A 24,713-nucleotide genomic window follows, 5' to 3' on the forward strand; every position below is an offset into this window, starting at 1 on the left:
TGGTTAAGGCAATGCAACTCAACGCGGTATTGCAGTTATACGAATATCATTACCAATCAATACACATTCATTAATTGTTAAATCGACCGCGTTTTGCATAGAGGTTAGTTCGGCAAAGTTTAGTAAGCTTTTAGCGTCATTTCCTAACAGTTTCGGTGCTAGATAGATAATATATTCATCAATTAAATGACATTCAGCCATTTTACCCGCTAAGGTTGCCCCTGCTTCTAACCAAATATGGTTAAATTGTTGCTCTTGCGCCAATTGTCGTAAAGCGATCTTTAAATCAACTTTACATTCTTTTTCAGGCACCACAATATGGCTTACGTAATGCGGCCATTGTACTGATTTATCAAGCTCAGTGGTGATAATTATTATCTCGCTTGCAATGCTAAATAAGGCTAAATCTGGCGTTAAACGATTTTGTGAATCGATAATGATACGCACAGGCTGACGAACCGGCAATTGAGTGGGTAATGGCTCAGGCAGCTCATCAACCCGCACATTAAGCTTTGCATCATCCATTAGGACGGTGTCTGCACCCGTTAAAATAGCGCAACTTTGGGCACGCTGTAATTGCACATCTTGGCGAGCAGGACTGCCCGTGATCCACTTGCTTTGGCCGTTTTTAAGGGCTGTTTTACCATCAAGACTTGCCGCCATTTTGCAGGTGATAAACGGCATCCCCTGTTCCATGCGTTTTAAAAAGCCACGGTTTAACAAGCGAGCTTCTGACTCTAACAAGCCAGATGCAACCTCAATGCCTGCATCAGCTAAAATGGCTAAACCTTTACCTGCCACTTGCGGATTAGGATCCACCATAGCGGCAATTACTTTTACCACACCTGCTGCTTTTAAACCTTCGGCACAAGGTGGTGTGCGGCCATAGTGGCTGCATGGCTCTAAGGTAACATAAGCAGTGGCACCTGTAGCTCGTGTACCTGCCATCAAAAGTGCATTTACTTCGGCGTGACCTTGGCCGGCAACTTGGTGAAAGCCTTCACCTACAATAGTTCCGTTTTTTACCAACACGCAACCTACATTAGGGTTGGGTGTTGTGGTAAAGCGCCCTTGCTTGGCAAGCGCGATCGCACGTGCCATATAAATATGATCTTGCTCAGTGAAATGTGATAGGGGCATTTTATTCTCCCAAGCGGGCGATCTCTTCACCAAATTCTCGGATATCTTCAAATGAGCGATATACGGAGGCAAACCTTACATAAGCAACTTTATCAAGCTTCTTCAGTGCTTCCATTATACATTCACCAATTAAGTGACTTGATATTTCTCGCTCGCCGGTGGCACGTAGTTGCGATTTTATAATGTTAACTACTTCATCTACTTGCTCTGTACTAACGGGGCGTTTTTCTAATGCGCGATGTAGACCATTAAGGAGTTTATCTTCATTAAACGGTTCACGGCTGCCATCTTGTTTGATCACTCTTGGCATTACCAACTCTGCCCCTTCAAAGGTAGTAAAGCGTTCATGGCATTCATTGCATTCACGACGACGTCTTACTTGGTGACCACCGCCAACAAGGCGCGAGTCAATCACTTTGGTATCTTTTGCGGTGCAAAATGGACAATGCATAAGTATTAGCTTCCGTTAAAAAACAAAAAAGGCCGCTTTTAAGCGGCCTTTATAATAGCAAAAAACAACGCTATTGTGATCTAAATTACTGCTAGCTTAACAATTAAGCGTAAACTGGTAATTTTTTACAGATTGCTTTAACTTTCTCTTTTACTTGTGCTTGCACAGACTCATCATTGATGTTGTCTAGTACATCACAGATCCAGCCAGCAAGCTCTTTTGATTCAGCTTCTTTAAAACCACGACGTGTGATTGCAGGAGAACCAATACGCAGACCTGACGTTACAAATGGTGAACGCGGATCATTAGGTACAGAGTTTTTATTTACTGTAATGTTTGCATTACCTAGTGCGGCGTCAGCGTCTTTACCAGTGATATCTTTATCGATTAAATCAAGTAAGAACAAGTGGTTTTCTGTTTTGTCAGAAACGATTTTGTAGCCGCGCTCTTGCATAACTGCAACCATAGCTTGCGCATTTTTAACAACTTGCGTTTGATATTCTTTAAACTCAGGTTGTAGTGCTTCTTTAAATGCTACTGCTTTTGCAGCAATGATGTGACATAAAGGACCACCTTGGCCACCTGGGAATACAGCGCTATTTAGCTTTTTGTAGATAGCTTCATCGCCACACGCAGAGATGATTAGACCGCCACGAGGACCCGCTAAAGTTTTGTGCGTAGTCGTGGTAACAACGTGCGCATGTGGTACTGGACTTGGGTAAACACCCGCAGCAATAAGACCTGCAACGTGAGCCATATCAACAAATAGGTAAGCACCTACTTTATCAGCGATTTCACGGAATTTAGCCCAATCAACAATACCTGAGTATGCAGAGAAACCACCGATAATCATTTTTGGCTTGTGCTCAAGCGCAAGCGCTTCAACTTGTGCGTAATCAATTTCGCCAGTCGCTTCATCTAATCCATATTGGATTGCATTGTAAAGCTTACCAGAGAAGCTTACATGTGAACCGTGCGTTAAGTGACCGCCATGCGCTAAGCTCATGCCAAGTACCGTATCACCTGCTTCTAATAATGCTAAGAATACAGCTGCATTAGCTTGTGAACCTGCATGAGGCTGTACGTTTGCATATTCAGAGCCAAATAGCTCATTAGCGCGGTCAATAGCAAGTTGCTCAACAACATCAACGTGCTCACAACCACCGTAGTAACGCTTGCCTGGGTAGCCTTCAGCATATTTGTTCGTTAACTGAGAACCCTGCGCTTCAAGTACGCGTGGGCTACAGTAGTTTTCAGATGCAATTAGCTCAATGTGTTCTTCTTGACGAGCAGTCTCTTTGTTGATTGCGTCAAATAACTCTGGATCAAAATCCGAAATATTCATGCTACGTTCTAACATGGGGGCTCCTAGGGCAACGTGTATGGTATTTTTTAAAGGCTGAATTATACGCTGAAAACGTCAATTTGCCTATGGTGTTAAGATGAACATATTTAAACAGGGATTGAATTTAATTCACAGTGTTTTTGTAATGATATTTTTTTATTAAAACATAAGTAAAACTAATAAATTAAAGTGTTCGACATTTATATTCTTAATGCTAAAGTTCTTTATATTTACCAGTTATTACACTAGGCTTGTATGAAATATAATCATGGATGATGAACTAATTTATTATGCTGGCTAAACCTATCTACGAATCAATTCCTTATTTTTATATCGCTTTTGGTAGCTTTTGCATGGTCGTTTCCAGCGCCTTACTGCCAACCGCATTAGGTGTGTTGCTATTTTTTAATGGTGCAAATATTTGGCGACTACGTTCTAATGCGCGACGAAAAGATCACCAAGTAAATCGTATCCGTGCTAATAAAAACTTTTACTATTATGAATTTAAGCCATTTCTACTACTTATAGTAGGCATACTAGTAATGCGCTGGATACCTTATAAATTTATATATCCTGCGGGTGTTGTGATCTGTTGTTGTGGGTTATTAATTTTATTTTTGCGTATTTTAAATCGCCGAACTCGTTCTCTAGTATAAATAAAAGAATGCTGTATCCAATACGTTCTAAAGATTAAAAAAAACGGTATGACAGATTGCCATACCGCTCATTTTTCAAACTTAGTTCTACAATCTAGTACTAGCCTAACTTGGCTAATAGAATGTCGCGTAAAACGTTATAGTCATCACTAATATCTTCAGCTAAACACGTTTTAGCTAGTGCATCTGCTAACGGTTTTGGCATTTCAAGTTCAATATCAAGTATTTCTTCAACACTTTCTTTGAATTTAGCAGGGTGTGCTGTAGCTAAGAAAATACCTGCAGAATCAGCAGCTAAGTTAGCTTTCAAGCCTTGATATGCAATCGCAGTATGAGGTTCAGCAATATAACCTGTTTGTTGAATTTTTTTCATCACTGCTTGTGTATCGTTTTCATCAACGCTAGTTGAATAAAAGTCATCATAACTAAACCAATTGTTATCAAGCATGGTTTGTACGCGAGGCCAATTATTAGGTTTGCTCACGTCCATTGCATTTGATAGCGATTCAATTGTTGCATTTGGTGCCCAGTTTTTATCAAGAATAAAACGCGGTACAGTATCATTCTGATTTGTTGTCGCACTAAGTTTACCAACTGGCATGCCGATAACAGCACCAATCATTGCGGCACATACATTACCAAAATTACCACTTGGCACTGAGATATGCGCGTTAGCGCGCTGATCTTTTGGTAATTGTGCGATTGCTTCAAAGTAATAACACACTTGAGCAACTAGGCGACTGATATTTATTGAGTTAGCTGAATTTAACCCTAAGCGCGATTTAACTTCATCATCTAAAAAGGCATTCTTAACCATCGCTTGGCAATCATCAAAGCTGCCTTCAACTGCATAGCAGTGGATGTTATTACCCAGTGTTGTAAACAGTTTTTGTTGCGCTAATGAAATTTTTCCTTTTGGATATAGGATAACAACATCGATATTTGGTTTATTATAAAATGCGTGCGCGACCGCTGCGCCAGTGTCGCCTGAGGTGGCCGTTAGTATAGTGGTTTTTTCACCTTGGCTAAATTGCGCTAAGCACTCAGCCATAAAGCGGCCACCAAAGTCTTTAAACGCAAGGGTTGGTCCGTGGAACAGCTCTAAACAATAAATGTTGTCTTCTACTTCAACCAATTTAACTGGGAAGTTAAAGGCATTTTGCACCATCTGTGCAACGGTATCCGCTGGTAATTCATCACCAATTAGATGCGATAAAATCTTACTGCTACGCGATACAAAGTCCATGTCCAGCAACGCATCAATATCACCTATTGGTGCTAATGATTCAGGAAAGAATACCCCTTGATTGCGCCCTAAACCTGTTTTAACCGCTTCAACGAACGACACTTTTTGTGAATCATCTTTCAAATTATGTAATTGCATTATTAATTCCTTAAATTCTTATAACTGACGCGTGCCGGCGTTATCGAGCTTACAAATATGGCAAAAGCCTTGTTCATTGATATAGTTTTGTTCAAGCCACTGTGCACATTGCTGAGCCGCTGCAAGTGTTTTACACACGGTAAATAATGTCGGCCCTGCGCCTGAGATACTGACTATTTCCGCGCCTAAATCGGGTAATGCGAGTTTCGCTTCATTAAACCCAGCGATAAGCGGTGCGCGATAAGGTTCAGCTATTTCATCGCTCATTATTGATAATGCCTCATCAAAACGACTGGTTAGCAATAGTGTACTAAACGCAGATAAGCGCTGCGCAAATTCAACGCTGGCATGCATACTTAATTCTTTTGGCAACACTGAACGTGCTTTGGCAGTATTAAGTGAAAAGCCAGGGAAAGCGGCCACATAATACCAGCTTTCATCAACCGGCAAGGCGATTGATTTGTTTGGAATTAGATCACCCGTTAGCTGCAAACCACCTAAGTAACATGGTGTGATGTTATCGTAATGACGACCACCACTGACGATTGCTTCAAAGTCTGCCATTAACTCAATAAGTTGCACTTGGCTAAGTTTAGTGTCGGCAAATTTATCCAATGCAGCAAACGTTGCCACAACAGAGCAGGCACTTGAGCCTAAACCAGAACCTATTGGTAAATTCTTTTTCAACTCCAATTTTACGCTTGGCATGGTTGGCGCAACATGTTCACGAAAATGCACCAAACACTGATACGCTAAGTTTTCGCTGGCATCACTTGGCAGCTTGTGGGCGTATTCACCAGAGCAAATAAATTCATCGTTTTGTGCAGGACTTACCGCAACCACATCACCTAATAAAGTGCCATCAATAGGTGCAAGTGCTGCACCTAAGGCATCAAAACCGACTGCAAAGTTGCCTATTGAGGCCGGAGCATATACTTCAATCATACGATTCTCCTAGCGTGATAACGTTTTTAAGATATCAGCAAATACACCGGCTGCGGTAACCGCAGAGCCCGCTCCATAACCACGAATAACAAATGGACGTGGTTGATAGTACGCACTTAAAATTGCCAGCGCATTTTCACCATCACGAATAACTGAAAGTGCATGTTTGCTATCTACCGCTTCAATACCCACTTTACAGTGACCTTCTTTAATTGTGCCTACATAGCGCAGCACTTTCCCTTCACTGGCTGCACTTTCGATGCGATCGTTAAATGCGGCATCTAAACTCGGTAGTTTAGCCATAAACTCCTCAACACTGTCACCTTGTGCAAACCCACCAGGCAGTACTGATTCCACTTCAATATCGCTAAGCTCTAGTTTCATACCGGCTTCACGGGCAATGATTAATAGCTTACGAGCAACATCGGTGCCCGATAGGTCATCACGCGGATCAGGCTCTGTAAAACCGCTTTCTTTGGCTTTAATCGTTGCTTCAGATAATGATAAACCATCTTGTAGCGCACCAAACATATACGACAATGAACCAGATAAAATACCGCTAAACTCAAGTAACTCATCACCTGCACCGAAGAGTGATTGTAAATTATCAATAACAGGAAGACCGGCACCTACGTTAGTTTCGTATAAAAACTTACGATTGTTCTTACGTGTTGCTGCAATTAAGTCTTGATAATACACATACGAACTAGTGTTAGCCTTTTTATTTGCCGCTACCACATGGAAGCCTGCGTTTAAAAAGTCCACATATTGAGCGGCTAACGCATCCGACGACGTGCAATCAACCAGTACGGGGTTGATCAAATGGTTTTGCTTTACAAATTGTTCAACTAGTTTTAAGTCAAACGCTTGCTCAGATACAGCAAGCTTTTGCTGCCAGTCATCAAAAGCAATACCTTCGCTATCAAGGTGTAACTGACGAGAGTTTGCTACGCCATATAAGTTAAGCTTAATGTTACGCTTTTCAAGCCATGCTTGCTGACGCTCTAGTTGTTGAATCAGTTCTTGACCAACTAGACCACAACCTAATAAAAATACATCGATAGATGGAATATGAGTGAAGAAGTTTTCATGACATACTTTTACTGCATCGTTACACAACTCGCCGTCGATCACGGCGGAAATAGCACTTTCTGTTGAATCTTGCGCTATAGCAACTATATTCACTTGAGCTTGGGCAAGGGAAGCAAAAAACTTAGCCGCTAACCCTTTGTGAGCGCGCATATTGTCACCTACTAAAGTAACAATCGCTAAGTTTCGTTGTACATGTACAGGTTCAATCAGTCCCGCTTGCGACTCAAGTTCAAAAGCACTTTGTAATGCCTCTAGCGCCAGTGGCAAATCAGATTCATGAACACAAAAACTGATACTAAATTCACATGAAGACTGAGTGATCAACACTATTGATACATTATCATGAGCAAGGGCATTAAATACTTTTGACGCCATGCCCACTTTACCTTTCATACCAGGGCCTGACACCGTTAACATGGCAAGATTTTGTAAACTAGATAACGCTTTAACTGGCTCTGATGAGACATTATCGTTACTGATCAATGATCCCTGTGCATCTGGGTTGTGAGTATTCTTAATTTCACACGGTACGCCCGCTTTAGCACACGGTAGAATTGTTTTAGGGTGAAGAACTTTTGCACCAAAGTAGGATAACTCCATCGCTTCTTTATATGATAAAAAATCAACTTTAGTGGCTTTCTTAATATAACGAGGATCCGCGCTATACACACCATCAACATCAGTCCAGATCTGGCAGACCTCTGCATCTAAACAGGCTGCTGCAATCGCTGCGGAATAATCAGAGCCATTACGTCCTAACGTTGTTAACTGACCTTGCTCATTGCTCGCGGTAAAACCGGGCATGATATAAATAGTGGCAGGCGCCGCTTTTAGGGCAGCTTGAAAGCGCACTTTACTCGCAGCTAGATCCGCTTCAGCATCAATGAAGCCACCCGTTGAGGCGATACAATCTGTTGCTTCAAGGTAACGAGCATTATGTGAGCTAAGGAGGCTTTGCATTAATGACACGCTGATCCGCTCGCCAAAGCTGATCACATACGCACGTACCTGATCAGGACAGCATTTTATTAATTTAACACCAGCCAGTTTATTCTCTAATTCATTTAAATCAGGCCAGTTTTGTACTTCTCCAAAGTCAGCTGTAACAGCGGCTTTTAAACTATCGCAGCGCGTTACGAGTGCAGACCATTGTTCGCTATAATCAAGCCCCTGCTCTGCGGCACTGGCTAAAGCAACCAATGAATCGGTCATGCCACCAGGTGCTGATAACACCAATAAAATTTCATCTTTTAATTGCGCTTTAACTAACTGAGCTACCTGTTGTAAACATGCAAAGTCGGCAAGCGACGACCCGCCAAATTTTAATACTCGCATTTTTTATGTTTCCTCATCCCATAAAACGAAAAAAGGCCTGTGTTCTTAGTGAACACAGGCCTTTAAATTTGTTGCACCGACCTATGCCACTATCCAGTTAGAATGGTGGTTGTAATAATAATGGTCAATACGTGATTATTTGTTTTCATAGCCTTTAGACTGCCTTAAATATGACTATAATGTCAACCCTTAATAAAAAGATAAATTATGCTTTTTGGTTATAAACAAATCTAATGAATGCCAAATTTATGCAGGATTTTATGTAATCTGGTTTTATCTATTGGTTTATCAATAAAGTCAATAGCTCCTAATTTTGCAACACGTTGCTTCATCGCATCTTGAATATCGGCAGAAATAACCAGCACAAAACATTCAATTTTCTGCGCCTTGATACTCTCAAGCACCTGCACCCCATCAATTTCAGGCATTGTTAAATCAAGACACAATAAGTCAAAATTATGCATTTGCAGTAATTCTAGGGCTTCTCGGCCATTTTTTGCTTGCATGATGTCTGCTGTAATACATTCATTTAAACAGCGCACAACTTGTTTGCGTGCTACTGTAGAATCATCACATACCAATACGGAAAAATTCATACTATTGACAACTAAAATACCGATAATAGATCATTAAGTGCAGCAAAACGTCACTCAAAAATCATAATGTTATAAAGTGAGTGTGATTTTATAGCACAAAAATTTAACAGCGATAAGCTTAACTTTTTGCTAAAAAAAGAAAAGTTGGTAATGTTTGTGTGGTTAAATAAGATTATTTTATTTATTTTTAAACATTTATTAGCTAACTTTAGTATAGGATGTACTCGTTGCTAGGGTATGAATTAAGCTTTGTGTATAAAATAAAGGAGCTATGGGACACCCATGCTACAAAAAAGCCTGTCAAAGAAGCTACTTACCAGTGTGTTGTCCGTCTACTTTTTATTAACTTTTGTAGTGACGTGCGGGCAAGTAATTGCTGAATATATCAACACGAAAGACTATATCCGTGACGAATTAACAACCCTGCAAAAAACATTCAGCCGTAGTTTAACTCGTGCAATTTGGGAGCTTAACACCAAACAAACCATCACTACCGCTGAAGGTTTATTAGCGATCCCAATGATTGAAGGCATTATTGTCCGTGATGATAGCGGCGAGATTATTTCTCAACTTGGCCGCTCTTTGGATATTCGCGAGCTATACAGTCAGCAGTTAGTACAAGAAGAAGCCATCATCGAAGACACCCCCTCGGGGCTATTTGGCTATACCTTTCCATTGATTTTTGAATTTTCAGGACGTGCCACTCAAGTGGGTGACGTAACGCTGTTTTCAAGCCGCGAGGTGGTATTTAGCCGGATAATGATCTCTATTTATTTTTTAATTGGAAATGCCATGATCAAGACAACTTTCTTGATTATTTTATTTCTAATGGCATTTAGGAAATTACTCACCGAACCATTAGCACAACTGACCGAGCAAATTGAAGACCTTGAATTAAATGATCTTGAAGGCCAACATATCGAAATTGAAACCAGTGAGCACAACGAATTAAAAGTAATGGAGGAGTCATTCAATAAACTAATCGATAAGGTCGTACAATACCGCAAAGAACTTGAACAGACACAAAAAAAATTGATAATCAGTAACGAAAAGCTGGATCAACAAAACCTGCAATTAGAGCAAGAAGTAGCACGAAAAACCTCAAACCTTAGTCAAGCAATGATGGATTTACAACAACAAAAATATGAACTAGAAAAACAAAAACTAACACTTACTGAAGAGATTGATTTACGCCGTCATACTGAACAAGAATTACTGACTAAACAAACCGAAATGCAGCGCTATGTCGATGAACTTAATATGGCGCAAGAGCGCCTAGTTGGCTCCGAAAAAATGGCAGCTTTAGGTGGGCTTGTAGCGGGCATCACTCACGATATTAATACCCCCGTTGGCATTGGTGTTACTGCGACCTCATTTTTACAAGAACGATTGCTACAAATAGAAGCTGCGTACCAAGATAAAACGCTTTCCCCAAAAGCATTGGAAGAATTTATTAATGATGCCAAACAAAGCACGAGCTTGCTTACCACCAATTTAGACAGAGCCTCAGAGCTGGTTGCCAGCTTTAAGCAAATAGCCGTCGACCAAGCCAGCGAAGCGGTGCGCACAATCAATTTTAAAGAATATTTGGGTGAGGTTATTCGTTCGCTGCATCCTAAAATTAAAAATACCAGTCATCACATTAATTTAGATTGCCCAACAGATTTAACTCTAAACTTGCCCGCTGGTGCCATTAGCCAAATATTCACAAACTTGATCATGAATTCATTGATCCACGGGTTTGATGGTATCAAAAATGGCATGATTGATATTACAATTAAAGATGAAGACGACCAGGTAATTATCGACTTTAAAGATAATGGCAATGGCGTTACTGAACAACAACTTGAAAAGCTGTTTGACCCGTTCTTCACCACTAAGCGCGATCAAGGCGGCAGTGGGCTCGGTACTCACATCACCTTTAATCTGGTCAAACAAACTCTCAGTGGTGAGATCGAGGTAACCAGTTCACCTGGTGAAGGCCTGCATTACCATATTAGTTTCCCTAAAGACATGCCCAAGCCTTTGTCGATATTTAATAACTAGCTGCACTGAATGTGCTTAAACTGTTTGCCTAACTCTTGGCTTAATTGCTAATCGTTTGGGCAATCAGTCATTTGCGCATCAGCTTTTTATTGTTATGATTGGGCAAATTTACCGAATGGATCAATCTCCCTATGTGGTTTAGTAACCTTATTTGTTACCGCTTTAAACAAGACGTTTCATATACCCAAGAAGACTTTGAAAAAGCATTAGAACAAGATTTGTTTCGTCCTTGTGGCAGCCAAGACTTAAATACTTTTGGCTGGACTAAAGCCTTTGGTAAACACGGTGACACCTTGTCACACTTCTCACAAAAAAGCATTTTAGTCTGTGCTAAGCGTGAAGAGAAAGTATTGCCAGCAGCTGTGGTCAACGACATGCTTGCTGAAAAAATAGAGCTTATCGAAGCTGAAGAAAACCGCCCAGTTAAGAAAAAAGAAAAAGATGAACTGAAAGAAAACATCTTACATACTTTATTACCGCAAGCTTTTAAAAAATCGAGCTTACAGTTTGCTTTTATCGATCAGGAAAATGGCTGGGTTGTTGTCAATAGCGGCAGCTTTAATAAAGCAGAAGAGCTATTAGCACTCTTACGTAAATCATTGGGGACATTACCTGTTGTTCCTGCGTTTGCGAACTATGATCTAGACGTATTTTTAACTGATTGGCTAACTAACTTTAGTACCCCTGAAGGCTTTGCTATTGGCTCTGACGCTGAGCTTGAAGAAGCTGATGACAGTGGTGCACAAGTAAAACTTAAAGGCCATGACCTTGCCTGTGATGAAGTAAAGTCGCACCTTGAAAGTGGTAAACGTGTCACTAAACTAGCTCTTGATTGGCAAGAAAGATTGAAGTTTATGTTGCAAAACGACGGTTCAATTAAGCGCCTTAGTTACTCTGAAACATTAAAAGAAGAAAATGCTGACATCCCTAAAGAAGATATGCTGGTTAAACTGGATGCTGACTTTATTCTCGCTTCAGAAGAAATAAAGCTTATGTTAGAAGAATTAACAGCGGGCTTAGGCGACGTTGAAGACTTAGCCTAATATTAGTCTGAGGATTACCCCCAGTAATTGGATAGCCCAACTATTGGGGGTCACTTCATTTGGCGCTTTTTTATTTATTCGTAATTGTTAACTAAATACTGATTTAACATCATCAAGCACATCGTTATATTCATCCGTAGAGAAAATATCTAACGAAGAAATCACCCCTTTATCGATATAGGTTTGTAGCGCGGCTGATTTATCTGAAACCTGTAAGATACCTTCCATAATTGCTCCAATCCGAATGAAGTCCACATAACTAATATGCTCAGGTCGATAATTAGGATTAGCCCAGCTCTCTGCTACCTCAATAAACTCATCAGTAAACTCCCACGCTCGCATAATTGCACCACCGACTTTACCACTGAGCTTTTGAATTGCGTGCGCTAAAAAGCTTGGATTCGCAAATACTTCAGGGTGGCGTTCTGCTTCAGTTAAAATAGGTAATACACCGATGTTATACACGAGTGAAGCTAGTGTGATGGTATCGCGATTGAGTGATGTTTTTTTATTTTCTTTTAAAAAGAACTCCATCAAGGTAATAGAATGACACGCTACTTTGAGTGTTTTTTGCCATGCTTTATCCATATACCCTTTGATCAATTCATTGTTTGAAACAAATAGTTGCTCCATCGCCATTGCTGTCGCAATATTCTTAATTTGACGCAAACCAATTCGGGTGACTGCTTGATTAAGGTTCGTAACTTTAACTGAGCGCCCCATAAAGGCACTGTTTGCAACTTTTATCATGCGTGCAGCTAATGCCGGATCATGGGAAATAACATCAGCCATTTGCGCTAAATTTACATCTGGATTATCGGCAGCTTGGCGTACACGCACCGCAACCTCAGGAAGGGTTGGTAAAACTAATGTGTCATTATTAATACGATCAACCAAAATGGTCAGTAGTGCGTTTTCTGTTGACATAGATGTGCCATCCTTTTGTATTGATTTGTTGAAATGCTCAAATCATGGATTCTTATAGATACAGTATTGTCTAAGTTACCGCTAAAGTTAAGAAAATTACAGAAATTAGTTTAGTTTATTTTGCTAATAAATTTTATATCTCAAACCTTAGCGCAACACAACCTAGGAAGCTTGCTATTTACGCACAAGATTTGTTTTAATGCTGGGATAACAAGGAAGCAGTAGTCCTTTGTACCTAGGGCATATATTCAACTCACTTTTTAACAGGCAACATAATGACTCTTAATAAAATAAGCCAAGCACTCTTTCTCAGCGGTGTCGTGTTTCTTAGCGCATGCTCTGAACCTGCTAACACTTCGAAAACATCGACTGACGTTACTGCTGCACCAGTAAAACAGCAACAAGATAGCGGCCCACAACTTATTAACACTGACGCTAGTCGCCTAGATATCTATACTGACTTTAGCTTAACCACCGATTTATCACATTTAAGCGACAATCAAAAAGCTCTAATAGCAAAACTTATCGATGCTTCAAAAATTATGGATGAGCTATTTTGGCGTCAAGCTTTTGGTGAAGATAAATCCGCTTTTTTAGCCAAAATTAACGATCCTAAAGTACAGAAATTCGCAGATATCAACTACGGCCCATGGGATAGACTCAACGGCGATCACGTGTTTTTATCTGGTTATGAAGAAAAAACAGCCGGTGCACAATTTTACCCAGCAGACATCAGCAAAGAAGAGTTAAACAACGCCGATGTAACTGATAAAAGCGGCCTTTATTCAGTTATCAAACGTGATGAAAATGGCAAACTTTATAGCGTAGCCTACTCGATTGAATACGCGCAAGCTCTTGAAAAAGCGGCAAACCTACTGCGTGAAGCAAGTAAACTGGCCGATGATAAAGAATTTGCTAACTACTTAAACCTTCGTGCCGACGCGCTACAAAGTGATGACTATCAAGCATCTGATTTTGCATGGATGGACATGAAAAACAACCCCATTGACGTGGTGATTGGTCCAATCGAAACCTATGAAGATCAATTGTTTGGTTATCGTGCAGCGTTTGAATCTTATGTACTAGTAAAAGATTTAGCCTGGAGTGAACGCCTAGCAAAGTTTGCTGCTTTTTTACCTGAGCTACAAAAAGGCTTACCAGTAGATGCGAAATACAAACAAGAAGTCCCAGGTTCAGACGCTGACCTAAATGCATATGACGTTGTTTATTATGCTGGTCACTCAAATGCGGGTAGCAAAACCATTGCTATTAACCTACCAAATGATGAGCAGGTACAACTTGAAAAAGGCACTCGCCGTTTACAACTTAAAAATGCGATGCGCGCCAAGTTCGATAAAATTTTAGTACCAATTGCCGAACAACTCATTGTGCCAGAGCAACGCAAGCATATTACCTTTGATGCATTTTTTGCCAATACGATGTTCCACGAAGTAGCGCACGGTTTAGGCATAAAAAACACTATTACAGATAAAGGCACAGTGCGCCAATCATTACAAGAGCACGCCAGTGCCCTTGAAGAAGGCAAAGCCGATATCTTAGGTTTGTATATGGTTGAACAGTTACTTAAAAAAGGTGAAATCACTGAAGGTACACTAGAAGATTACTATATTACCTTTATGGCTGGCATCTTCCGTTCGGTACGTTTTGGCGCATCAAGTGCTCATGGGAAAGCGAATATGATCCGTTTTAACTTTTTTGCACAAGAGGGCGCATTCTCTAAAAATGAGCAAGGTCTTTACAGCGTAAACATGGGAAAAATGGGTCAAGCAATGGAAAAATTATCACGCTTGATTTTAACCTTACAAGGAGATGGTGATTACCAAAAAGTGGATCAACTGATTGCCACTCATGGTGATATAAAAGCCGAGCTTGCTCAAGATTTAGAAAAACTGAGCCAAGCGAATATTCCCGTCGATGTAACCTTTAAACAAGGCAAAGACGTGTTAGGCCTATAACGGCAACTTTAAAGTGTTACAGCCTAAGCTGTAACACTTTGCAATTTATGATTATTACAAAATCGCGATGAAGATCTCAAGCGACTCTACAATGAGAAGTAACTGCCATGCTTACACAAAGTTTTTCTTTAACAGCTCTATTTGATCTTGTGTATATGGCTTTGCCGTAAATTTACCCCACACAGGTGCAGGCCATGCAGCATCGCTTTTAAAGCGGGCAATATGATGAATATGTAACTGTGGCACCATATTACCAAGCGCAGCTACATTGAGTTTATCAGGGTTAAAAACATCTTTTAGTAATAGGCTTAGCTTGGCTGATTCTTGCATCAGGACCAATTGGTCTTGTTCGCTTAAATCGATACTTTCTTTTAGCCCAGCTTGGCGGGGAACTAAAATGAACCACGGGTATTGGCTATCGTTCATAAGTAACACTTTGCATAAAGGCCAATCCGCTACTTCTATGCAATCACGTGCCAGCTCTGGGGCTAAAGAAAATTCAGTCGTCATTTTTTATTCCTCACTCATTAGTGCTTTTTAGCTACTTTATAGCATTTAGTTGCAGTTGCCCACGCTTGCCTTTACCATCGTGGCAGTTTTTATTCGAGCGAAGGTAAACACGTGTTAAAAAAAATTAAACACCTCTCATGCTTACTTCCTTTGGTGGTAACAGCCATCACAGTGCAAGCACAACCACTTACGTTAGAACGTATTTTTGATGATCCTAGTTTAGCGGGTAAAGCGCCTGTGCAACTTAAGTTTTCACCTGATGGTAGTCGTGTTACCTATTTGCAAGGTAAAAGCGATGATTACAACCGCTATGATTTATGGGAATACAATTTAAAAGACAATAAGAATCGTATTTTAGTGGATTCTGCACAGTTATTTTCTGGCCCAGAAAACCTTTCTGATGAAGAAAAAGCACGTCGCGAACGCCAACGTATTTTTGGTAAAGGTATTTTAGAGTACAAATGGTCAAAGGATGGTAAAGCGCTATTATTCCCGCTTAATGGTGACCTGTATTATTACGATCTATCATCAGCAAAAAGTCGCAAGTTAACGGACACAGCAGCATTTGAAACAGATGCCCGTTTTTCACCAAAAGGTAATTTTGTTTCATTTGTTCGTGAACAAAATTTATATGCGCTAAATCTCAAATCAGGAAAAGAAATCCAACTGAGTAAAGATGGCGGTGGCGTGATCAAAAACGGGATGGCTGAATTTGTAGCACAAGAAGAAATGGGCCGCATGACAGGTTACTGGTGGTCAGGTGATGAATCAAAAATTGCTTTCACCCGTATTGATGAAAGCCCAGTTAAAGAAGCTATACGCAACGAAATTTATGCTGAAGAAGTTAAATTATTCAACCAGCGTTACCCATTTACTGGTACTAACAATGTAAAAATTCAACTTGGCGTTGTGGCTATTAATGATCAAAGCGTTGATTGGGTCGATTTAGGTAAAGATGACGATATCTACATCGCTCGTGCAAAATGGTTAGAAGATAACAACACGCTATCATACCAATGGCAAGACCGCTCTCAGCACACACTAGAATTACGCTTTTATAACAGCGACACAAAAGAGCAAAAAGTTGCGTTAACTGAAACCAGTGATACCTGGATCAACCTCCATTTTGACTTACAATTTTTAAAAGACAAAAAACACTTTGTTTGGGCCTCAGAGCGTAATGGCTTTAAACACTTATACCTTTACCGCACTAATGGTAAATTAATCCGCCAAATCACTGACGGTGATTGGGTCGTTGATAGCTTAAAGGGAATTGATGAGAAAAAAGGCATTGTCTATTTTGCTGGACGTAAAGATACTCCTCTTGAAAGCCACTTATACAGTGTCCCGCTATTTAAAAAGGGTGATATTAAGCGTATTACTGAGCAAGGCCAATACCACAATGTAGTGATTGCCAAAGACAGTAAAACATTTATTGATAACAGCTCGTCAGTAAATAAACCAGGCTCTGCTGCACTGCGTAAAATAAATGGCGAGTTTATTACTTGGCTTGAGGAAAATAAACTAGATAAAACTCACCCTTTAACACCTTACCTCACTGATTTGGCTGAGCCAGAATATGGCACAATCAAAGCTGATGATGGTCAAGTAATGCATTACCGCTTATTTAAACCTGCTACTATTGCTGATGGTAAAAAGCACCCTGTACTTGTCAATGTATATGGCGGCCCACACGCACAACGTGTGACTAACAGCTGGCGCAGCAAAAACTTATACTTTCAATACATGGCGCAACAAGGTTATGTGGTATTCCAACTTGACAATCGCGGCTCGTACAATCGCGGTAAAAAGTTTGAAGATGCCATTTACAAGCACTTAGGTGTAGTTGAAGTAGCCGATCAAATCAAAGGCGTAGAGTTTTTACGCACTCTTGATTACGTTGACCCACAACGCATTGGTATTTATGGCCACAGCTACGGCGGCTATATGGCTCTGATGACCATGTTTAAAGCGGGTGATTACTTTCAAGCAGGGGTATCTGGCGCACCAGTAACCGATTGGGCACTCTACGACACTCATTATACTGAACGCTATTTAGGTCATCCTGAGACTAACGGCAAAGGTTATACCGACAGTGCGGTGTTCCCATACGCTGAAGGCTTAAAGGGCCCATTAATGATTTATCACGGCATGGCGGACGATAATGTACTGTTCACACATGCCACTAAATTATTTAAGCAATTACAGGATAACGAGCAACAGTTCGAAATGATGACCTACCCAGGCTCAAAACATAGTTTACGTGGTAAAAATGTTCAAACACATTTACATCAAACCATTACCAGTTTCTTCAACCGCCATTTTGACGTTGAATAACACTGTAAACTTATTTTAATTAACTCATAAAAGGCTAATTATATAATTAGCTTTTTTTTGCACTTATAACCGCTTATTACCTAGATTTTTATACCTTTTTAGCTACGCTTAATGTTATTCGCGAACAATGCGAGCACACACAAAGGATCTTCTATGTCGTATCTCCGCCGTTTTACAATTTTTCAGCGTTTAGCAATGCTGGTCAGTGTAGTGGTAATTGGCTTACTTTTTTTAAGTATCACGAGTCTTACACAACAATACAGTTCTTTAAAAACTGAGCAATACACTAAAACAAAGAACTTGGTAGAAGCCGCTCATAGTATTATTAGCCACGCTTACTCATTAGAGCAAAATGGCACTCTCAACAAACAGCAAGCCCAACAACATGCCTTAGATACCATTGCTGCCATGCGTTATGACGAAAACAACTATTATTGGATCAATGATTATCAACCAAACATGGTGATGCACCCAATTAAACCTGCACTGAATGGTAAATCTTTAGCTAACAACAAAGATCCCGATGGCACGCTATTGTTTGTTGAAATGGTAAACATAGTAAAACAGCAAGGTAGCGGTTTTGTACCTTACAAATGGCCAAAGCCTGGCAAAGAGCAGCCTGTAGATAAAATTGCATTTGTGAAAGGCTTTACGCCGTGGCAGTGGATCATTGGTTCAGGAGTCTATTTAGATACGATTGATGAAGCTTTTTCGGATCTACAAACCCTAGTGATCATCAATGCTTGTATTATTCTATTACTATTCATTGTTTTAAGTTATCTGATTGCACGTAGCATCTTATTACCTACACAACTTGCAGCCGATATGATGAAAGATATTTCTCAAGGTGAAGGTGATCTAACACAAGTGTTAGATGAAAGCGGTAATGATGAAGTATCGCGTTTATCGCGCTACTTTAATTTATACACCACAAAAATTCGTGAATCACTTAAGCAAGTGGCAACAAATGCTTATGATGTAAACCATCATGCGCAAACTGTGGATGATGCGAGTAAAACCAATCATTCTTTTATTGAACTGCAAAACGACAGCTCAACCCAAGTAGCAGCAGCAATGGAGCAAATGACCCATCAAATTCATGATGTAAGTCGTAATGCTGAAGCCGCCGAGCATGCAGCCGTTGATGCTGCAAGTAATGCCTCACAAGGTAAGGAAATCGTAGCAAAAACAATTAAAGCTATTGAAACTCTATCACAGAATATTGAAACCGTAAGCCAAGTAACAGCAGACTTAGCCCAAGAAAGTAACAATATTGGCTCAGTGCTTGATGTGATCAGAGGAATTGCGGAACAAACCAATTTACTCGCGCTCAATGCCGCAATTGAGGCGGCGCGCGCAGGTGAACAAGGCCGTGGTTTTGCCGTAGTTGCCGATGAAGTGCGTACACTGGCAAGTCGTACAGGTAAAAGTACTGATGAAATTCAAGCCATGATAGCTAAACTGCAAAAGGGTGCTCAAGCAGCTGTTGAAGCTGTTACTGCAAGCCAACAACTTTCCAGTAGCACCGTAGAGCAAGCTGGCACTGCCAACACCTCATTAACTGAGATTGAGCGACTCGTGTCGGTGATCACCGATATGAATGGTCAAATTGCCCGTGCGACTGAACAACAATCCAGTGCTGCCGATGAAGTTAATTTACGTATTAATGAATTGTCACAATCAACTGAGCATTCATTAGCAAATACAGCACAACTCTCTGGCGCCAGCGATAACTTAAAACACAGCAGCCAAGAATTAAGTGATGTCGTTAGTCGCTTTAAATTAGATTAATTAAAGTGACGGCACATGGATTTGATGTGCGGCACTCACCTATACAAAGAGTAAAGTTTGCCGTACCGTAGACATAAAAAAGGCTCCTCGATATAACTCAGAGCCTTTGGTCAACTTTGGAATTAACTCGGTTAACTTATAGCAAGTAAATGTGGTGTGAGATTTTGGTAATCAACTGCCATAGCAATGCTTAGCGCAGTAATATTAAGGATTGAAAACGCAAACACTTGGCGCGCCCAACCACTAATATCAATGTTACGGCGGTAGCCTCTAAGCGCCATTAACAACCACCAAAAACTAGTGGTACAAGCAACGGCTAAAAACGCCATTCCGGTATAACCACCAATGGTTAATAACATCACCACTAACGCATAGACTGCGATATACAACACAATATGATGCTTAGCTTTATCAATACCGTGCGCTACTGGCAGCACTGGAATGCGCGCAGCTTGGTAGTCTTTATAGCGAAAAATAGCAATCGCATAAGAGTGTGGCATTTGCCATAAACTAAACATTACCAATAAAATCAATGCACCTGTATCAAACTGTGCCGTCACGGCGCAATAACCAACGACTGGTGGTACAGCACCAGATAAGCTGCCTACAAATGTGCCATATACTGAGCGACGCTTCATATATAAGCTATAAACACCCACGTAAATAACATAACCAAACACAGCAAAAAACACTGCAATCCAGTTAGTAAAAATCACTAGTAGAGCAAAGCCAACTACGCCAAGTGCTGTACCATGCAGCAAAGCGGTCTTCGCAGACATCTCCCCCGTTACAGTTACCCGTGTTCGCGTGCGCGCCATGCGAATATCAATATCACGGTCAATCACGTTATTGATTACGCAACCAGAGGCTACTACCAGCGATAAACCAACTAATGTAGCAAGCATTAGCCAGCCATCAATATCACCACGCGAAGCAAGTAAAAAACCACCCGCAACCGAAATCACATTGCCCATAATAATACCGGGTTTAGTGACCTTTAAATAACGACGAAACATCTGCTGTCCCCTATTCTTTGCTTTTAACAATGTACTAGCTGGGGCTAGTACATCATCATGGCGTTCGATTCGTAAATGATCCATACCGACAGCCCTACTACCATCACGATGATCAGCGCACTGAAGATGAACGATAACGAACTGGCTTTACCGTCTTCGGTAGTAAAGTTAAGGTGCAAGAAGTATTTTAAGTGCACCCAAATTTGCACTATGGCCATTACCACGATACACGCAAAAGTCGTTGGTTTTGACAAAGTACCACTCATCACAGCCCAAAATGGTATAGCTGTCAGTACAATTGATAAAACAAAACCTATTAAATAATCTTTAACACTGCCGTGTGCGGCATCGCTATGGCTTTGCGTTTGTAACTCGTTTAATACATGTGATTCACTGTGGCTCATTACATCACCCCCATTAAGTAAACAACGGTAAATACGCAGATCCACACCACGTCTAAAAAGTGCCAGAACAAGCTTAAGCAGCTTAAGCGAGTAACCGTGGCAGGGTTTAAACCACGACGTGACACTTCAATCATCATCGTCGCCATCCATATTAGGCCTGCGGTTACGTGCAGACCATGTAACCCTACTAATGAGAAGAACGAGGTCAAAAATGCACTACGCTGCGGGCCATTACCATGAGCAATTAAATGATGAAATTCATAGACTTCCATGGAGATAAACACAACACCAAAAGCAAAAGTAATGGCCAGCCAAATTAAAGTTGTGGCTTTCTTTTGCGCATGAGCAGAGATCATCGCAAAACCAAAAGTGATACTACTCAGTAGTAGTGCTGCGGTCTCAACCGCAACAAAGTCCAGTTCAAAAATATCTTTACCCGACACACCACCGGCGGTGTTCATATAAAGCACAGCGTAGGTTGCAAAAAATGAAGCAAACAATAAGCAGTCGGTCATTAAATAAAGCCAAAAACCAAATACCGTATCGCCGCCTGTATCATGATGCTCGTGAGCATGAGCATCATGATTGATGATATTTATATCAGCAGGGATCGAACTCATGCGCTGAACTCCTTACCTTGGTTAAATGTTGTTGCACTGGCATTATGTGCACTTTCAATTTCAAGAATTTCTTCTGGTTGCACGTAGTAATCAACGTCACTGGTATAACAACGTTTAAAGAATACTGCGGCTCCAGCAATTACACCGACAATGGCCAGCCACCAAATATGCCAGATCATGGCAAAACAGAATGTGGTAAAACAGGCACTCATCATCACCCCTGCCGCGGTATTTTTTGGCATATGGATAGGCGCATAACTCGATTTTTGCTGATATGCTTGGCCTTTTTCTTTCATGTCAGTCCAAGTATCGATATCGTGCACATGCGGTATTGTCGCGAAGTTATAGTATTGCGGCGGTGACGATGTTGACCACTCAAGCGTATGGCCATTCCACGGATCGCCGGTTGTATCTTTAAGTGCTTGACGGTTTTTAAAGCTCACCAACAGCTGCACAACTTGGAATAAGATACCGAACATAATGATCACTGCACCAACAAAAGCAATGTACAACCAAATATTCCAATCTGGATTATTTGTGTGGTTTAAGCGACGCGTCATACCTAAGAAGCCAAGTACGTATAACGGCATAAATGCAACAAAGAAACCGACTAACCAGCACCAGAATGATGCTCTTCCCCATCCTTCGTGAAGTTTAAAGCCCATTGCTTTGGGGAACCAAAATGCAAAGCCAGCTAAGTAACCAAATACCGCTCCACCAATAATAGTGTTATGAAAGTGAGCAATCAGGAATAAACTGTTGTGCAGAACATAATCAGCCCCGGGAATAGCTAGTAATACCCCTGTCATCCCGCCCACTGTAAAGGTCACCATAAAGCCTAACGTCCAAAGTACTGGCACCGTAAAACGTAAGCGGCCACGATAAATAGTGAATAGCCAATTAAACAATTTCACACCGGTGGGCACCGCAATGACCATAGTCATTACGCCAAAAAAAGCGTTTACATTGGCACTGGATCCCATAGTGAAAAAGTGATGTAGCCATACTACAAAGCCTAATATTGAAATTGCACCGCTGGCATAAACCATTGATTTATAACCAAACAAACGTTTTCCAGTAAAGGTAGAGATAACTTCAGAAAAAATACCAAACGCAGGTAAAATCAAAATATAAACCTCAGGATGACCCCAAGCCCAAAATAGATTGATATACATCATGGCGTTACCGCCTGCGGCATTAGTAAAAAAGTGAAAATCTAAATAACGGTCGAGGGTTAACATAGTCAACACTGCGGTTAAGATTGGGAATGATGCAGCAATTAAGATATTTGCCCATGTACAAGTCCAAGTAAAAATAGGCATTTGCATTAATCGCATACCAGGGGCACGCATTTTAAATACGGTCACTAAAAAGTTTACCGCCGTTAATAACGTACCAATACCGGATATTTGCAGCGCCCAAATATAATAATCGACCCCGACTCCGGGGCTAAAAGACATCTCCGATAGCGGCGGATACGCCACCCAACCCGTTTTTGCAAACTCGCCACAAAACAATGAAATATTAATTAATATTGCACCACCAGCAGTTAACCAAAAACTTAAGTTATTTAAAAACGGAAATGCCACATCACGCGCACCAATTTGCAATGGTAATACAATGTTCATTAAACCAATCATAAATGGCATTGCCATAAAAATGATCATGATCACCCCATGCGCGGTGAAGATTTGATCATAATGCTCTGGCGGTAAATAGCCTGATGCGCCACCTGTGGCTAACGCCAATTGCGCACGCATCATGATGGCATCGGAAAAGCCCCGAAACAGCATGATCAATGCAAGAATAATATACATCACGCCTAGGCGTTTATGATCAATAGAAGTGATCCAATCGTGCCATAGCACGCCCCATTTTTTATACTTTGTGATTAAGGCCGCAATCAATGCACCAACAATCACAACCACCGCTAATGTCACCATCAAAATAGGTTCATGAAACGGAATGGCATCGAACGATAATTTACCTAATAACGACATAATTATTCCTCACCCTCACTGTGCATTGTGTGATTTGCATGACCACTGTGCTGCGGCATGGCTTTGTGCATCTTGTTCATATCACCGTGAGCTTGCATGTACTTCATAACGATGGTGTGGAACAAGCCCTCTTCAACATCACCAAAATAAGTTACTGGGTTATTTTCACTCGGTAATGCCAATGCATCGTAATCAGCTTTTGCAAGCGTATTGGCTTGGCCCTTTACTTTGTTTACCCACTTGTCAAAATCAGCCTCAGTGGGTGTAGCGATGGCATTAAACTTCATACCGGTAAATCCTGCACCACTGTAATTAGCCGAAAAACCTTTAAACGTACCCGGCTCATTGGCAATTAAGTGCAATTTGGTTTCCATGCCCGCCATTGAGTAAATTTGACTACCAAGCTGAGGAATGAAAAACGAGTTCATAGTACTTTCTGAGGTGATTTTATATTCCACAGGTACATTGGCTGGGAAAACCAATTCATTTACCGTAGCAATACCTTGCTCAGGATAAATAAATAACCATTTCCAATTCAGCGACACCACTTCAACAGTTAGGTGCTTACCTTTGCCTTCAAGAGGTTTATAAGGATCAAGCTGTTGTGTTGATTGCCAAGTGATAACACCTAGAATAATCACTATTACAATAGGAATAGCCCAGACGGCAGCTTCAATTTTTCCTGAGTGTGCCCATTTGGGCGCATAAATTTGCTGATCTTGTCCATCACGATATTTCCACGCGAAGTACAAGGTCATGACAATGACGGGAATAACCACAATTAGCATTAGCACTGTGGCGATAATAATCAGATTTTTTTCATCTATCCCAATTTGCCCCTTTGGATCAAGCACGCCACCTTTACAGCCGGTTAGTGCGAGCACAACGGTGCCCAGAGCAATATTACAGAGGTTTCGAATTAACAAAGGACTATCCTACAACCTAAAATTTGACGTGTGCTGCCTTACCCAAGAATACCAAGGTCAAAACAACGGTTTAAACTATTCCTGATGCGGTTAAAACCTATAACAACAGCTTTAAACACTAAGGAAATTTAATAGGGGTGGCCGAATCGCAGACACACTGCGGCTAAGCATTA

At 40.8% G+C, this 24,713-nt stretch carries 20 protein-coding genes; 6 read left to right on the top strand and 14 right to left on the bottom strand.

Annotation, left to right across the window (positions count from 1 at the left end; translation table 11 throughout):
- Positions 1-18: 18 nt before the first annotated feature.
- From ribD to glyA, 3 genes are all read right to left on the bottom strand, one after another.
- Positions 19-1,140: a bifunctional diaminohydroxyphosphoribosylaminopyrimidine deaminase/5-amino-6-(5-phosphoribosylamino)uracil reductase RibD gene (ribD, locus tag CWB85_RS02310; RefSeq protein WP_016708082.1), complete on the bottom strand. Its 1,122-nt coding sequence runs from the start codon at positions 1,138-1,140 to the stop codon at positions 19-21.
- A 1-nt stretch (position 1,141) separates the two neighbouring features.
- The gene (gene nrdR / locus CWB85_RS02315) at positions 1,142-1,591 is read right to left on the bottom strand and encodes a transcriptional regulator NrdR (RefSeq protein WP_016708083.1); all 450 of its coding nucleotides are present in this window, start codon (positions 1,589-1,591) and stop codon (positions 1,142-1,144) included.
- Positions 1,592-1,694: 103 nt separating this feature from the next.
- Complete coding sequence (gene glyA / locus CWB85_RS02320) at positions 1,695-2,951, bottom strand: serine hydroxymethyltransferase (RefSeq protein ID WP_016708084.1); 1,257 nt, start codon at positions 2,949-2,951, stop codon at positions 1,695-1,697.
- Positions 2,952-3,226: 275 nt separating this feature from the next.
- Between glyA and CWB85_RS02325 the strand changes: the two genes are divergently transcribed.
- Positions 3,227-3,592, top strand: coding sequence for a hypothetical protein (locus CWB85_RS02325; RefSeq protein WP_016708085.1), 366 nt, complete (start codon positions 3,227-3,229; stop codon positions 3,590-3,592).
- Between the two features lie 100 nt (positions 3,593-3,692).
- Here the strand turns inward: CWB85_RS02325 and thrC are convergent, their stop codons facing one another.
- From thrC to CWB85_RS02345, 4 genes are all read right to left on the bottom strand, one after another.
- On the bottom strand, positions 3,693-4,976 hold the full coding sequence (gene thrC / locus CWB85_RS02330; protein WP_138554003.1) for a threonine synthase: 1,284 nt from the start codon (positions 4,974-4,976) through the stop codon (positions 3,693-3,695).
- Between the two features lie 18 nt (positions 4,977-4,994).
- Entirely contained in the window at positions 4,995-5,921 is a 927-nt protein-coding gene (thrB, locus tag CWB85_RS02335) for a homoserine kinase (protein ID WP_016708087.1), read from the bottom strand.
- Positions 5,922-5,930: 9 nt separating this feature from the next.
- Positions 5,931-8,348 (bottom strand): bifunctional aspartate kinase/homoserine dehydrogenase I, encoded by a 2,418-nt coding sequence (gene thrA / locus CWB85_RS02340; RefSeq protein WP_138554004.1) that lies wholly within the window; start codon positions 8,346-8,348, stop codon positions 5,931-5,933.
- A gap of 230 nt (positions 8,349-8,578) precedes the next feature.
- Positions 8,579-8,944 (bottom strand): response regulator, encoded by a 366-nt coding sequence (locus CWB85_RS02345; RefSeq protein ID WP_016708089.1) that lies wholly within the window; start codon positions 8,942-8,944, stop codon positions 8,579-8,581.
- A 282-nt stretch (positions 8,945-9,226) separates the two neighbouring features.
- On the opposite strand from CWB85_RS02345, the gene CWB85_RS02350 reads away from it, so the two are divergent.
- Positions 9,227-10,990, top strand: a complete 1,764-nt coding sequence (locus CWB85_RS02350) for a sensor histidine kinase (protein ID WP_016708090.1) — start codon at positions 9,227-9,229, stop codon at positions 10,988-10,990.
- Positions 10,991-11,121: 131 nt separating this feature from the next.
- Positions 11,122-12,033 carry a recombination-associated protein RdgC gene (rdgC, locus tag CWB85_RS02355; protein WP_016708091.1) on the top strand — a complete coding sequence of 304 codons (912 nt, stop codon included), beginning with the start codon at positions 11,122-11,124 and terminating at the stop codon, positions 12,031-12,033.
- Between the two features lie 87 nt (positions 12,034-12,120).
- Here rdgC and CWB85_RS02360 read toward each other — a convergent pair whose 3' ends face one another.
- Complete coding sequence (locus CWB85_RS02360; protein WP_016708092.1) at positions 12,121-12,960, bottom strand: HDOD domain-containing protein; 840 nt, start codon at positions 12,958-12,960, stop codon at positions 12,121-12,123.
- Positions 12,961-13,235: 275 nt separating this feature from the next.
- Between CWB85_RS02360 and CWB85_RS02365 the strand changes: the two genes are divergently transcribed.
- Positions 13,236-14,936, top strand: a complete 1,701-nt coding sequence (locus CWB85_RS02365; protein WP_016708093.1) for a DUF8614 domain-containing protein — start codon at positions 13,236-13,238, stop codon at positions 14,934-14,936.
- Positions 14,937-15,047: 111 nt separating this feature from the next.
- Here CWB85_RS02365 and CWB85_RS02370 read toward each other — a convergent pair whose 3' ends face one another.
- On the bottom strand, positions 15,048-15,446 hold the full coding sequence (locus CWB85_RS02370) for an HIT domain-containing protein (protein ID WP_016708094.1): 399 nt from the start codon (positions 15,444-15,446) through the stop codon (positions 15,048-15,050).
- A gap of 111 nt (positions 15,447-15,557) precedes the next feature.
- On the opposite strand from CWB85_RS02370, the gene CWB85_RS02375 reads away from it, so the two are divergent.
- Complete coding sequence (locus tag CWB85_RS02375; RefSeq protein WP_016708095.1) at positions 15,558-17,783, top strand: S9 family peptidase; 2,226 nt, start codon at positions 15,558-15,560, stop codon at positions 17,781-17,783.
- A gap of 153 nt (positions 17,784-17,936) precedes the next feature.
- Positions 17,937-19,574 (top strand): methyl-accepting chemotaxis protein, encoded by a 1,638-nt coding sequence (locus CWB85_RS02380; RefSeq protein ID WP_016708096.1) that lies wholly within the window; start codon positions 17,937-17,939, stop codon positions 19,572-19,574.
- Positions 19,575-19,705: 131 nt separating this feature from the next.
- Here the strand turns inward: CWB85_RS02380 and cyoE are convergent, their stop codons facing one another.
- Genes cyoE through cyoA form a run of 5 tightly spaced genes read right to left on the bottom strand, consistent with a single transcriptional unit; the run spans position 19,706 to position 24,540 of the window.
- Complete coding sequence (gene cyoE, locus CWB85_RS02385) at positions 19,706-20,590, bottom strand: heme o synthase (protein WP_016708097.1); 885 nt, start codon at positions 20,588-20,590, stop codon at positions 19,706-19,708.
- A gap of 44 nt (positions 20,591-20,634) precedes the next feature.
- Positions 20,635-20,994, bottom strand: coding sequence for a cytochrome o ubiquinol oxidase subunit IV (cyoD, locus tag CWB85_RS02390; protein WP_016708098.1), 360 nt, complete (start codon positions 20,992-20,994; stop codon positions 20,635-20,637).
- Positions 20,994-21,614, bottom strand: coding sequence for a cytochrome o ubiquinol oxidase subunit III (gene cyoC / locus CWB85_RS02395; protein ID WP_016708099.1), 621 nt, complete (start codon positions 21,612-21,614; stop codon positions 20,994-20,996). The genes cyoD and cyoC overlap by 1 nt, the downstream gene beginning before the upstream one ends.
- Positions 21,611-23,614, bottom strand: a complete 2,004-nt coding sequence (gene cyoB / locus CWB85_RS02400; protein WP_016708100.1) for a cytochrome o ubiquinol oxidase subunit I — start codon at positions 23,612-23,614, stop codon at positions 21,611-21,613. The genes cyoC and cyoB overlap by 4 nt, the downstream gene beginning before the upstream one ends.
- Before the next feature lie 2 nt (positions 23,615-23,616).
- Positions 23,617-24,540, bottom strand: a complete 924-nt coding sequence (gene cyoA / locus CWB85_RS02405) for a ubiquinol oxidase subunit II (protein ID WP_016708101.1) — start codon at positions 24,538-24,540, stop codon at positions 23,617-23,619.
- Between the last annotated feature and the right edge of the window lie 173 nt (positions 24,541-24,713).

The organism is Pseudoalteromonas sp. S1727, assembly GCF_005886375.1.
GTDB lineage: Bacteria > Pseudomonadota > Gammaproteobacteria > Enterobacterales > Alteromonadaceae > Pseudoalteromonas > Pseudoalteromonas haloplanktis.